This is a genomic window from Bradyrhizobium sp. JYMT SZCCT0428 (assembly GCF_018131075.1).
Classification (GTDB): Bacteria; Pseudomonadota; Alphaproteobacteria; order Rhizobiales; family Xanthobacteraceae; genus Bradyrhizobium.
Genome location: NZ_JAFCLS010000005.1, coordinates 21,772 through 34,882 on the forward strand (window position 1 = coordinate 21,772; position 13,111 = coordinate 34,882).

The following is a 13,111-nucleotide window of genomic DNA, read 5'->3' on the forward strand; positions in this document are numbered from 1 at the left end:
TCAATGCCCTCCGCCAAGATAAGTTGCCTGCACGCGGGTGTCGCCGAGCAGGCTGGCCGCTTCACCGTCAAGCACGATCTCGCCGGTTTCCAGCACATAGCCGTAATCCGCGATTTCGAGTGCCGCCTTCGCATTCTGCTCGACCAGCAGGATCGAGACGCCGGCATCGCGAAGGCCCGCGACGATGCGCAGGATGTCACGCACGATCAGGGGCGCGAGGCCGAGGCTGGGTTCGTCGAGCATCAGGAGCCGCGGCGCCGACATCAGCGCGCGGCCGAGCGCGAGCATCTGGCGTTCGCCGCCGGAAAGCGTATCGGCGCGCTGGGAACGACGTTCGGCAAGGCGTGGAAAACGCCCATAGGTCTCCTCGAGCGCGCGGGCGACGAAGGCGCGGTCCGAACGGCGCGGATAGGCGCCGAGCACGAGATTGTCATAGACCGTCAACTCTCCAAACAACTCCCGCGTTTCGGGCACCAGGCAGAAGCCGTGCTCGACGCGCGCCTCGACGTCGAGCTTCAACAGGTCCTGGCCTTCGAAGATGAGCCGGCCCCGCGATGGCAACAGGCCGATGGTGGCGGCAAGGAGAGTGGTCTTGCCCGCGCCGTTCGGCCCGATCACCGTGACGATCTGGCCCTTCTGCAGCGACAGCGACACGCCGCGCACGGCTTCGACCTTACCGTAAGCGACATGAAGGTCTGAAATCTCGAGCATCGCGCTCATAGTACGCCTCCGAGATAGGCTTCCTGCACCTTCGGATCGGCGCGGACCGATGCCGGATTTCCCTCGACCAGTTTGCAGCCGAATTCCATGACCACCAGCCGGTCGACCAGGCCCATGACGAAATCCATGTCATGCTCGACGATCAGGATCGTAACGCCTTCATCGCGAATCTGGCGCAAGACTTTGGCAAGGGCTTCCTTCTCGGGCGGTCGCAGGCCTGCGGCCGGCTCATCCAGCACCACCAGCACGGGATCGGCCGCCAGCGCGCGGGCAACTTCGAGGATGCGCTGTCCGCCGAGCGGAAGGTTGCCGGCGAGTTCGTAGGATTTGTCGCCGAGGCCGACGCGCTGCAATTGCCGCTGGGCCTCGTGCAGCGTCCGACGCTCTTCGGCGCGATCGAGGCGAAGCGCGCTCTTCAGGAAACCGGTCGCGGTGCGCGCATAGGCACCAAGCGCGACGTTGTCGATCAGGCTCATGTTCGGCCGCAGCTTCACGTGCTGGAACGTGCGCGCGATGCCCATGCGCGCGATTTCCATCTGTGGACGGTACGTGATGTCCTGGCCCAGGAAACTGATCCGGCCGGCATTGGCCTGCAGCGCCCCGGTCAGCAAGTTGAACATCGTGCTCTTGCCGGCGCCGTTCGGACCGATCAGGCCCAGGATCTCGCCGGCCTTGAGATCAAAACTCACCTTGTTGACGGCGGTCAGTCCGCCAAATGTTCTCACGGCATTTTCGACGTTCAAAATCAGCGTGCCATTTTCCGGCAGCGCGCGGCGCGGCATCGCCTCGGCGGCCGCGGGCGCCGGGCGCGTTCCCTTGGGCAGGCGCTTGGCGATGAACGCGATGAGGCCGCCCCGGGCGTTTTGCAGCAGCAGGACAAGGAGAACGCTGAAAGCGATGATCTCGAATTGCGCCGGGTTCTTCGTCACCAGCGGCAGCACATCCTGCAGCCAGTTCTTGAGCAGCGTGATCAAGGCGGAACCGGCGACCGCGCCCGCGATATGGCCGGCACCGCCCGCCATCGCCATCAGCAGGTATTCGATGCCGGGCTTGACGTCGAACGGGGCCGGGCTGATGAACCGGTTCATGTGCGCATAGAGCCAGCCGGCCAGTCCGGCGAGCAGGGCCGCGATCACGAAGGCGACAAGGCGGATTCGGAAGATGTTGACGCCGAGGCTCGCCAACAGAATTCCGCCGCCCCGCAGGCTTCTGATCGCACGGCCCTCGCGGGAATTGAGCAGATTAGCGCTGGCCAGCATCGCGAGCCCGACCATCAGCCAGATCAGGTAGAAGATCATTTGCGAAGAAATCAGTGAGACCGATCCGATGGTGATCGGCGGGATGCCGGCCATGCCGGTGTTCTGCCCGAGGCCCGGGACGTTGCCGAACAGGAAATAGATCGAAATGCCCCAGGCGATCGTGCTGAGCGAGAGAAAATGCCCGCCGAGCCGCAGCGTCAGCGCGCCGATCGCGAGCGCCGCAAGCCCGGTCATTGCCAGCGCCAGCAGCAATCCGACCCACGGCGACAGATCAAGCGTCACGGTCGCCCAGGCCGTCGCATAGGCGGCGATACCGACAAAGGCGGCTTGCCCGAACGACGTCATGCCGCCGATGCCGGTCAGCAACACCAGCCCGAGCGCGACCAGCGCGGAGATGCCGATATAGTTGAGCAGCGTAATGGCGAAGCTGCCGAGCAGTGCAGGGGCGACCAGCAGGGCGATGACGGCGGCGCTGATCAGGCCGATACGAAGCGGCGCGCTCAACGTGATCGCGTCGGGCATTTCCATTTCCTCGCCTTCCTCATCGGCATGCCCGGCCGACTTCCAGGATTGCCAGAGCAGCACCGGGATCAAGAGGCCGAACACGATCACTTCCTTGTAGGAACTGCTCCAGAACGAGGCGAAGCTTTCCATGATGCCGACGAACACGGCGCCGAGAGCTGCGATCGGATAGCTGGTGAAGCCGCCGATGATGGCGCCGATAAATGCCTTCAGCCCGATCATGAAACCGGAATCGTAGTAGATCGTCGTGGTCGGGCCGATCAGGATGGCGGAGACGCCGGCGAGCAGCGAGGCAATGAAATAGGCGATGGTGCCGGTGCGGGCCGGCCGGATACCGACGAGCCGCGCGCCGATGCGGTTGACCGCGGTCGCGCGCAGCGCCCGGCCCGACATCGAGCGCTCGAAGAACAGGAAGAACAGCAGGCTGAGCAGGGCGGCGGTGACCAGCATCAGCAGCACCTGCGCCGATACGATGACGCCGCCGAAGCTGTAGATGCCATTGACCAATGGACGAATGCGGAATCCTTCGGCGCCAAAGGCCATCAGGCCCAGTCCGCTGATCGCGAAATGAACGGCCAGCGCGATGATGAGCAGGACCAGCACGGAAGCATCGGCGGCGGGCCGGAACGCGATACGGTCGAGCAGCGGGGCGATCGGGAGCACGAGCACCAGCGCAAGGATGATCTGCACCGCCTGGGGCAGGACGTACGACGCGCCGACCCAGGCCAGCACGCAGGGAATAAGCGGCAGCAGGCCATACATGAAAAACGAACGCGGGATCCGTGCGTATTCGCCTGATCGGTAATGACCGGCCGCATCGACAATGGTTGCGATGACGGCCAGGATCGCGACCACCCAGATCGTGCCCGGCACCCGGCCAAGTTCGAACGCGGCGATCGAGAGCACGCAGAACGCCGTGATATCGCCGAACGGCACGAACACGACGCGGGTGACCGAAAAGATCAGCACCAGGCCGAGGCCCGCCAGCAGATAGATCGCTCCATTGGCGATCCCATCGAGCAGCAGAATGATGGCGATTTCAGTCGTCATGCGATCCAGCACCTTGATTAGTCAGGTTAATACATTAAATTGCTGTTTGAAATTGATATTTGAGGAGGCATTCTGTGTCCAAAAAACAAGCAGTTTCGGCGCAAATAGCGGCAGTGGTCACGGAGCCGGCCGCCGAGATTTCGCCGATCGAGCAGACCGTGAACGCATTCGAGTACGCCGCCTGGCATTTCGGTTCGGCGTTCGCGCGCTGGAGGCGCGACTGTCTGGGCGCCATGCCAACGAACGCGCTGGGGGGTACGGAGGCCTCGATCCTGCACGTGCTTCATCTGAATGGCACGCCGAAGGGCTTGAGCGATGTGGCGCGGCTTCTGCACCGCGATGACCTCGCCAATCTGCAATACGGGCTGAAAAAGCTGCTTTCGCTGGGCTTTATCGAAAAAGCCAGCAATGGAGCCTCGCGCCGCAACACCACTTACGTGCCTACCGAGCCGGGCCGTGCGATCGTCGACGCTTATCTGCAGCACCGGCGCGACACCCTCGTTCGTCTGGTCGGCAGCATGTCCGGCACCCAGGATGCGCTGCAGCAGGCGACGTCGATCCTTCACGTGATGACCGGACTCTACGATCAGGCCAGCACGATCCTCTCCAGCCAGATCGGCGACACCCTCGGCCTTCGGCCATAAGGCATGAATTGCAACTTTAATCGGTAAGTTGATCATGTGAATTGCCTCTTGACTGAGGCCATACTGCACGCTTTTATATTTTATGTCTAAAACAATTTTTGTCCGGAATGGCGGATGGCGCGGCTGTGAACAATAAATCAAGCCACGACGCGGGGATGAAGCGGCGGCCATGCCGCCGTCGGCCTGCCATCGCTCCGGTCTCCCACTTCTTCAGTAGCCCGGCCCCGGTCGACTGACCGGCGGCCCCAACAGGAGGTAGCGACGATGAGCAGACAGATGATTTCGCGCCGAAACGTTCTCGTCGGCGGTGTAGCACTCTCCGGTTTCGTCGCGGCTCCGGCGATCCTTCGGGCGCAGTCCGCTCCCATCTCCGTTGGTTTCGTGACCGGTCAGACCGGACCGGGCGCCTCCATCGGCATTCCCTATTCAAGGGGCATTGCCGCTGCGATGGCTTACCTCGACACGATCGAAGGCCATAAGATCAGGCTGGTCCAGATGGACGATGGCGGCGATCCATCGGCTTCCACGCGCAACGCCCGCAAGCTTGTCGAGGAAGAAAAGGTCGACCTGTTGATCGGGACATCGGGCCTACCGGGATCGGTCGCCATGGCGGCGGTCGCCGGCGAGCAGAAGGTGCCGTTCGTTTCCATCTCGCCGCTTCCGCCGACAGCGGGCAAGGGTGACGGCGGCTTCTGGGCGATTTCGATTCCGCAACCGCCGCCGCTGATGGTCGCGGCCGTGGTCGCGCAAATGCAAAAAGCCGGCATCAAGAGCCTCGGCTATATCGGCTTCAGCGACGCCTGGGGCGATCTTGTCTTCAACGCGCTGTCCAAGACGGCCGCGCCCATTGGCATCAAGATCCTGACAGACGAGCGCTATGCGCGCCCCGATACCACGGTGACCGCACAAACGCTCAAGATCATCGCCGCCCAGCCCGATGCCGTCATGACCGGCGGTTCGGGAACGCCGGGGGCGCTGCCGTTTTTGGCGCTGCGCGAGCGCGGTTTTCGCGGCCCGATCTATGGCACGCATGCCCTGATCAACCCTGACTTCATCCGGGTCGGCGGCGCGGCCGTCGAAGGCGTACTGGCGCCGACCGGGCCGGTGATCGTCGCCGAACAATTGCCCGACAGCAATCCGGTGAAGAAGGTCGGCCTCGAATTCCGCGCCGCGCATCTGAAGGCCAACAACGTCGCCTCGACCGATGCCTTCTCGGCCTATTCCTTCGACGGCTGGCTGGTTTTCGCCGCCGCGGCCAAGCGCGCGCTCGCGACGACACCGCCCGGCACGCCTGCCTTCCGCGCGGCGTTGCGCGATGAACTCTACCGCACCAAGGACGTGGTGGGTTCGCATGGCGTCTACAACTATACGCAGAACGACAATTCCGGTGTCGACGAACGCGCACGCGTCATCGTCACGCTCGAGAAGGGGGCGTGGAAGCTGCTGGCCTGAGCCACCGGTCCCGACGATCGCGCCGCATTCATCAAACGCCGCGCCGTCCGCATGACGAGCGCGGAAGGAGACGCCTGCCATGAAGCCGATCCGCATCTGGTATCAGAGCTACGTCGATTACGAGAACGGCAAGACCTATTGGGATCGTTTGCGCAAACATCTCGACGACATTGTCGAGCCCGGCACCACGATCGACATCAAGGGGATTACGCCGCACGATTCCTATGCCCACGCGATCGTCGAATTCCGTTGTGCGCGCGAAGTGATCTGCAATGCGGTGCGCGCCGAACGCGAGGGATACGATGCCTTCGTGATCGGCCACTTCCAGGATGCCGGTCTCTACGAAGCCCGCTCGGTGGTCGATATTCCGGTTCTGGCACTCGGCGAATCCTCGATGCTGCACGGCTGCCAGCTCGGCCAGCGCAGCGGCATCATCACGATCAATCCCCGCTACATTCCCTGGTTCCATCACCAGATCACCAAATACGGGCTGGAGCGCCGGGTTGCGGGCACCCACGCCATGACCTTCGAGCCAGGGCAGATATTGAAGGCCTATGAATCGGAAGCGCTGGCGCGTGAGGTCGAAGAGCTGTTCGCCGAACAGGCGCGGCCGCTGGTGGCCAAGGGTGTCGAAGTGCTGATCCCGGGCGGCGGCATTCCGATGCTGCTGTTTGCCGCGCTTCGCAATCACGCGATCGACGGTGCGCCCGTCATCAACGGCATACCGATCGTGGTGAAGATGGCTGAGATGGCGGTCAAACTTCGCCGTCTCACCGGCCTCGGCGTCAGCCGTGCGGGGGAATTCGTCAAGCCGCCGGCGGAGATCATCGAGGAATTCATGACGCATCCGAAGCTCGGCTAGTTGGATTGGCGCGGACGTCATCCTGAGGTGCGAGCGCAGCGAGCCTCGAAGGATGGGCCACGGGCCGCGTTCATCCTTCGAGGCGCGCAAGAGCGCGCACCTCAGGATGACGGGAGATAGAGCGATCGCCGGCGCGAGATCGGTGCCCCTAAAGCTCTGTCCTCACTTTCCAAAGCTCCGGAAAGAGTTCGACCTCGAGCATCTTGCGCAAATAGGATACGCCCGACGTGCCGCCGGTTCCGCGCTTCAGGCCGATAATGCGCTCGACCGTGGTGACATGGTTGAAGCGCCAGCGGCGAAAATAGTCTTCGAAATCGACCAGTTTTTCGGCCAGGTCGTACAGCATCCAGTGTTTTTCGGGAGATGCGTAGACGGTCTTCCAGGCATCCAGCACCTTGTCATCTGCGGTCCGCGTCGTGCGCCAATCCGTTCGAAGCGCATCTTCCCCGATGTCGAAGCCGTTGCGCGCCAGCAGAAGCAACGCTTCGTCATAGAGACTGGGCTGGAGCTCAGAATCTCCTCCAGCTTCGCGACGATGTCGCCGCGGTGGGCATGAGGGCCAAGCATTGCAACATTGCGGTTGCCGGCGAGGAATTCGATAGCCCGGTACTGGTACGACTGGAAGCCTGACGATTGGCCGAGCTGGTCGCGAAATTCGGTATATTCGCTCGGCGTCATCGTCCGCAAAACATCCCAGGCGCCCGTGAGCTGCTCGAAGATCCGGGCGATGCGCGACAGCATCTTGAAGGCGGGTTGGAGCTTGTCGTTGCGGATGGCCTTGATGGTGGCGCGGATTTCATGGATCGCCAGCTTCATCCAGAGTTCGGAGGTCTGATGCTGGATAATGAAGAGAAGTTCGTCATGCGCATCCGAAAGCGGTTCCTGCGCGTCCAATACGCGTTCCAGGTGCAGATAGTCGCTGTAGGACATCCGCCCGTCGAACGACATCTGGGCTCCCTCGCGGGAGGGGTCGTATGGTTTTCCGGTCATGTCACGACGGCCATTTTGCGATACTCCGCGGCATCCCAGCGGCGATTGTTCACGACATCCTCGATCGCATCGACCGCCGCGCGAACCTCGGCCTCGCCGATGTAAAGCGGCGTGAAGCCGAAGCGTATCGCGTCGGGAGCGCGAAAATCGCCGATCACGCCGCGCGCGATCAGCGCCTGCATGATCGCGTAGCCGTTGGCGTGGCGAAACGATACCTGGCTGCCCCGCTTGTCGCCGTCCCGCGGCGAGGCCAGCGTCAGCTCCGGACAACGGGCTTCGACTTCGCGGATGAAAAGATCCGCCAGCGCGATCGACGCCTTGCGGACCTCGTTCATGCTGACGCCCTCCCAGACATCGAGCGCTGCGTCAAGCGCGGCCATCGCAATGACGGGAGGCGTTCCAACCCGCATCCGTTCGATGCCGGCGCCGGCCCGGTAATCAAGATCGAAGGCGAATGGCGCCTGGTGCCCCAGCCATCCGGAAAGCGCCGGCCGCGCCGCGTCGGCATGTCGAGGTGCGACATAGATGAAGGCCGGCGCGCCAGGACCGCCATTGAGATATTTGTAGGTGCAGCCGACCGCAAAATCGGCTTTGGCACCTGACACGTCGACCGGGATGGCGCCCGCGGAGTGGGCGAGGTCCCAAACCGTCAACGCGCCGGCGGCGTGCGCTTTCTGCGTCAATGCCTTCATGTCGTGAAGACGGCCGGTGCGATAGTCGACCTCGGTCAGCATCAGCACCGCAATCGTTGCGTCGATGGCATCTTCGACTTCCTCAGGGGCGACAATCTTGAGCTGATATCCCCGGTCGAGCGATCTGAGCAGACCCTCGGCCATGTAGAGGTCGGTCGGAAAGTTGCCGTTGTCGGACAGGATCACGCGCCGGCTGGAATTGAGTTCGAGTGCTGCGGCAAGCGCCTGATAGACCTTGATCGACAGGGTGTCGCCGATCACCACGGTGCCCTCGGGCGCGCCGATCAGTCGGCCGACGCGGTCGCCGATGCGACGTGGCTGAGCCATCCAGCCGGCGCTGTTCCAGCCCCTGATAAGCTGTTTTCCCCATTGCTCGGACATCATGCTGCGGACGCGATCGGTCGCCGCAACGGGCAGGGGACCGAGCGAGTTGCCGTCGAGATAGATGACGCCGTCAGGCATATGGAACAGGGATCGCGTTCGCGTGAAATCGGTCATCATCGGCCTCATTCGCAGAGCCAGATACTCGCATGGCGGCGAAACCTTTCAAGCGCAGAAGTTATATGTCTAAAATACTTTTGGACTTGTCCTGCAGGCGGCCGATGTGAGCAGATATCGTCGAACTGAATCCTGATCGTAGGCGCCTGCGCCGGCCACTCAAGACCAAACGGAAACCGACCCGCATGATCTTTCATCAGATTTCCGACTGGAACGACGCCTATGCAAACGGCCCCAACATCCCCGGTGGCGAACGCTGGCCGGCGGCCTGGGTGCAACCCGCCCAGGCCTATCGCGATGAACTAGGGGGTAGTGGCCGCGCCACGCTCGATATCGGCTATGGCGAGCGGCCGCGAAACCGCTTCGATCTGTTCCGTCCCGAGGGCCAGCCTAGGGGACTGGTCGTTTTCGTCCATGGCGGGTTCTGGCGCGCCCTCGACAATAGTTATTGGTCGCATCTCGCACGTGGTTCCGTCGAGAGCGGCTATGCGGTGGCGATGCCTTCCTACACGCTTTGTCCGGCGGTTCGCATCGCCGATATTACGCGCGAAATTGCCGCCGCGATCACGCAGGCGGCCGCAATGGTGGAAGGCCCGATTGTCCTGACAGGTCACTCCGCAGGCGGACATCTGGTCACGCGCATGATTTCGGCGACATCGCCGCTGTCGGAGTCTGCCCGCGCGCGCATCCGCAATACCGTCTCCATCTCGGGCGTCCATGACCTTCGCCCAATGCTGAAGACCGCGATGAATGCCGAGCTGCGGATCGACGACGCCGAAGCGCAAACCGAAAGCCCCGCGCTGTTGCGGCCTTTGCCTGGCGCCCGCGTGACCTGCTGGGTAGGCAGCGCGGAGCGCCCGGAATTCGTCCGCCAGAACGCCTTGCTAGCCAATATCTGGACCGGGCTCGGCGCGCAGACCTGCACGATCGAAGAACCCGGTCGCCACCATTTCGACGTCATTGACGGCCTGGCCGACCGGAATCATCCGATCGTCCGGACTCTCCTGGCCGATGCCGCGTAGCCTGCGCTTGGTGGGTTATCTGGTGCCGTAAGCGCGGTCGCCAGCGTCGCCGAGACCAGGCACGATGAAGGCATTGTCGTCCAGCCCCTGGTCGATCGCGGCGAGCCAGATCGGAACGTCCGGGTGAATGCCGCGCACGCGCTCGACGCCCTCCGGCGCGCCGATCAGGCAAACCAGCCTGATGTCGTTGGCGCCGCGTTCTTTCAGCCGGTCTATCGCGGCGACGGCGGAGTTCGCCGTTGCCAGTATCGGTGAAATCACGATCACCAGTCGCTCGTGCAGATCGCTCGGGGCCTTGAAGAAATATTCGACGGCAACGAAGGTTTCCGGCTCGCGGTAAAGACCGATATGCGCGATACGCGCGGTCGGCACCAGATCGAGCATGCCGTCGGCGAACGTGATGCCGGCGCGCAGTATCGGCGCGAACACCAGCTTCTTGCCCGCGATCTGCGGCGACATCATCTGCGCAAGCGGCGTTTCTATTTCGACGTCGGCCAGCGGCAGGTCACGCGTGACCTCATAGCAAATCAGCATCCCGATCTCCTTGAGGAGTTCGCGAAACGACTTGGTCGAAATGTCTTTTCTCCGCAATAGCGTTAGCTTGTGCTGCACCAGCGGATGATTAACGATCGTGACGCCGTCCATGTTGCTAATCCCAAATCTAGAAAACAGTGCCGTCGCTGATAATTTTCACCGGGGGCGAAGCGTCGGCGCGGCGTTCGCGCGCCAGCAACCGACCCGCCGCCCAGGTGCCGCCCTCGAGAATTTTTGCCAATGGCATCGAGGTGGCATCGACTTTGAGCCGGTGTCGTAAACCATCGGCGATGCGGTCAAGCAGCGCCACCGTCAGCGCGCGCCATTCCACGACCAGCGGTGACGCGACCTCGTGTTCCCTTTGCGCGGATTCCGGATCGCAAAACGCGAGCACGCCGATATCGATGAACAGTCCGCCATTGCGATATTCAGCGAGGCCGGTGAGGCCATCGATATCGTTCACGGTGATGCCGGCCGTTTGCAGCGGCTCGATCAGGGAGTAAGCCAGCCATTGCGAGAGCTTGTGCAGCGGCACAAGGCCATTTGTCGCATCCGCTGTCGTCAATGCCGGATGCTTCCAGCAGTCGCCGAGCGGGATTCCGCCCAGCGCCAACCGCGATGGCCAGATTGGGCCGAGCTGTTGCAGCAACTCTGCAAGAATGGTTGGCGCGGGAAGCTTTCCGCCGTAGGCGAGTTTCGCCAATCGATCGAACAGGCCGCCGGGCCGCGGCGTGTCCTGGCTGCCGAACACATCCGGCTTCGAGGCCACCAGCCGGCCCAGCCGGCGCAATAGCTCAGCGCGACCGTCCATTCCGACCAGCGGATTGGTATCCGAGACCTGCATGCCACGCTCGAGGTCGGCGACGGCCAGATTTGCAAGGATTTCGCCATCGGCGCGCAGCGGTTCCTGCGGATCGGCGGAGAATGCGCCGCCCGCGAACATCGCGAGGCTGGCGAGCCCCAATCCTTCCGAACGGCCGATGTCAGATCCGGTTTTCGGATCGCGGTAGCGCCACGACGGCCCGGCGCCGGCATCGAGGAAGACGCTAACGATCGCCAGATCGAATTCGGCCCGGGCGCGGGCCGCCCGACCGAGCCATTTGGTCCGGCCGGCGATATCGGCCCAGCGATTGTCCCCATTGGTGACGAAGTGCCGCCAGCGCGAATGAAAGGGAACGTCGAAGGAGGGATAGGCCTTGCGCGTGGTCTCCAGCACCAGATCGACGGCGCTGTCCATGCGATCGAGGTGAACACGGAAATTCGGCAGCCTGTCGTCAAGGCCGATTGCGAGCATGCGATGCGCCCGCTCACGGACCGCGCTGGCGTTCAGCAATGACAACGCGGCCGAAATCTCCGGATCTGCGGGGGACACAGCGCCCTCTCAAAATTTTTCGAGCGGACGGCCGACCGGATTGTCCGGACTTTCTTGCGGCTCGGGCGTGTAGTAGCCGGCGGCTTTCTTGGCCGCGATTTCCACATGCGCGTCGGCCGGGATCATGTCGTCGGGGATAGGCACGCGTTCGACGATTTCAATGCCCTGGCCGGTCAGCGCATCGTGCTTCATGTCGCTCATGGACACGAAGCGGTCGATCCGCTTCAGGCCGAGCCAATGCACCACATCCGGCATCAATTGCTGGAACCGGGCGTCCTGCACGCCGGCGACGCATTCGGTGCGCTCGAAATACTGGGCCGCGGCATCGCCGCCTTCCTGACGCTTGCGCGCGTTGTAGACCAGAAATTTTGTCACCTCGCCGAGTGCGCGGCCTTCCTTGCGGTTGTAGATGATGATGCCGAGGCCGCCGGTCTGGCCGGCGCGCGCGCATTCCTCGATGCCGTGAATGAGGTACGGACGGCAGGTGCAGATGTCCGAACCGAACACGTCGGAGCCGTTGCACTCGTCATGCACGCGGCAGGTGATCTTGGTGCGGTGGTCCGGCAACTTGGTAACGTCGCCGAACAGATAGGCCGTCGTGCCGCCGATCGGCGGCAGAAAAACCTGCAGATCGGGCCGCGTCACCAGCTCCGGAAACATGCCGGCGGTCTGCTCGAACAATTGCCGCCGCAAATTGTTTTCGGTGGTCGCGAAGCGCTCCGCCAGGCCCGGCAGATACCAGACCGGGTCGATCGCGATCTTGACCACGGAGACGCTGCCATTTTTGTGCACGAACTCGCCGTCGTGCTTGAGCCGACCGGCTTCGATCGCCGCCTGCAACTCGGGCAGGTCGAGGCGCGCGCGGGTGATGGCAATGCTCGGGCGGATGTCGATGCCCTCGGCGATCTCGGTTGCAAAATTTTCCGCGGCCAGATGTCCCCAGGGATCCAGCGAAACGATCCGCTGCGGATCGGTCCATTGCGGAAACGGCCCGATGGTCTCGGCGGGATGGGTGTTGGTGAGATCCGGGCGCCGGATCGGATCGAGCGCACCGGAGGAAACGGCGAGCGCGCGGTAGACCGAATAGGAGCCGCCATGGGTGCCGATGACGTTGCGGTCCTGCGGGCGTGACACCGTGCCGATGATTGGTCCGCGTTCGCGCGCGGTGGCAGCACCCCAGGCGATGGGGAAGTTGAGCTTGGCACCCGGAGCCGGGTGCGACGTAATGCGAATATGGTCAACCCGATTGGAACGAGTCATCGCTACGAACCCTGAAACGGCGACGGCCCGCCTGGACAGACGGGCCTGGTCACACCAACGTTAAATTCAGCAGCGGTTGCAGCTGAGAGAGCAATATAATCAAATTTTTGCCGATTACAACGGCGATCAGAACGCGCCACGGAGGCCTTCCCGGCCTGTTAACCTTTTGGGTGCGGTGCCGCGATGCCTGTTTTTATGCCCCCGCGGTATTGCAGGGCAGATATCGGCATCGGT

General features: G+C 63.0%; 10 protein-coding genes and 1 pseudogene. 4 read left to right on the forward strand and 7 right to left on the reverse strand.

Going from position 1 to position 13,111, the window contains the following annotated elements:
• Nucleotides 1-720 (reverse strand): ABC transporter ATP-binding protein, encoded by a 720-nt coding sequence (locus JQ575_RS06495; protein ID WP_212032421.1) that lies wholly within the window; start codon nucleotides 718-720, stop codon nucleotides 1-3.
• Nucleotides 717-3,551, reverse strand: a complete 2,835-nt coding sequence (locus JQ575_RS46020) for an ABC transporter permease subunit (protein ID WP_312015889.1) — start codon at nucleotides 3,549-3,551, stop codon at nucleotides 717-719. The genes JQ575_RS06495 and JQ575_RS46020 overlap by 4 nt, the downstream gene beginning before the upstream one ends.
• A 74-nt stretch (nucleotides 3,552-3,625) precedes the next feature.
• Here JQ575_RS46020 and JQ575_RS06510 point away from each other — a divergent pair, with 74 nt between their 5' ends.
• From JQ575_RS06510 to JQ575_RS06520, 3 genes are all read left to right on the forward strand, one after another.
• On the forward strand, nucleotides 3,626-4,195 hold the full coding sequence (locus JQ575_RS06510) for a winged helix DNA-binding protein (protein WP_212032422.1): 570 nt from the start codon (nucleotides 3,626-3,628) through the stop codon (nucleotides 4,193-4,195).
• A gap of 264 nt (nucleotides 4,196-4,459) precedes the next feature.
• Complete coding sequence (locus JQ575_RS06515) at nucleotides 4,460-5,647, forward strand: ABC transporter substrate-binding protein (protein WP_249166475.1); 1,188 nt, start codon at nucleotides 4,460-4,462, stop codon at nucleotides 5,645-5,647.
• A 79-nt stretch (nucleotides 5,648-5,726) separates the two neighbouring features.
• Nucleotides 5,727-6,509 (forward strand): aspartate/glutamate racemase family protein, encoded by a 783-nt coding sequence (locus JQ575_RS06520; protein WP_249119012.1) that lies wholly within the window; start codon nucleotides 5,727-5,729, stop codon nucleotides 6,507-6,509.
• Nucleotides 6,510-6,657: 148 nt separating this feature from the next.
• Here JQ575_RS06520 and kynA read toward each other — a convergent pair.
• Together kynA and kynU are read right to left on the reverse strand one after the other, a co-directional pair.
• Nucleotides 6,658-7,499, reverse strand: a pseudogene (kynA, locus tag JQ575_RS06525) (tryptophan 2,3-dioxygenase).
• Nucleotides 7,496-8,689 (reverse strand): kynureninase, encoded by a 1,194-nt coding sequence (kynU, locus tag JQ575_RS06530; RefSeq protein ID WP_212032423.1) that lies wholly within the window; start codon nucleotides 8,687-8,689, stop codon nucleotides 7,496-7,498. The pseudogene kynA and the gene kynU overlap by 4 nt, the downstream one beginning before the upstream one ends.
• A gap of 185 nt (nucleotides 8,690-8,874) precedes the next feature.
• Here kynU and JQ575_RS06535 point away from each other — a divergent pair, with 185 nt between their 5' ends.
• Entirely contained in the window at nucleotides 8,875-9,711 is an 837-nt protein-coding gene (locus tag JQ575_RS06535; RefSeq protein ID WP_212032424.1) for an alpha/beta hydrolase, read from the forward strand.
• Between the two features lie 15 nt (nucleotides 9,712-9,726).
• Here JQ575_RS06535 and upp read toward each other — a convergent pair whose 3' ends face one another.
• From upp to JQ575_RS06550, 3 genes are read right to left on the reverse strand one after another with little or no spacing between them, the layout of a single operon-like run.
• Nucleotides 9,727-10,356, reverse strand: a complete 630-nt coding sequence (gene upp / locus JQ575_RS06540) for a uracil phosphoribosyltransferase (RefSeq protein ID WP_212032425.1) — start codon at nucleotides 10,354-10,356, stop codon at nucleotides 9,727-9,729.
• Between the two features lie 16 nt (nucleotides 10,357-10,372).
• Nucleotides 10,373-11,596, reverse strand: coding sequence for a URC4/urg3 family protein (locus JQ575_RS06545; protein WP_212032602.1), 1,224 nt, complete (start codon nucleotides 11,594-11,596; stop codon nucleotides 10,373-10,375).
• A gap of 30 nt (nucleotides 11,597-11,626) precedes the next feature.
• A complete protein-coding gene (locus tag JQ575_RS06550) occupies nucleotides 11,627-12,877 on the reverse strand; it encodes a GTP cyclohydrolase II (RefSeq protein WP_212032426.1) in 1,251 nt (416 codons plus the stop codon).
• Between the last annotated feature and the right edge of the window lie 234 nt (nucleotides 12,878-13,111).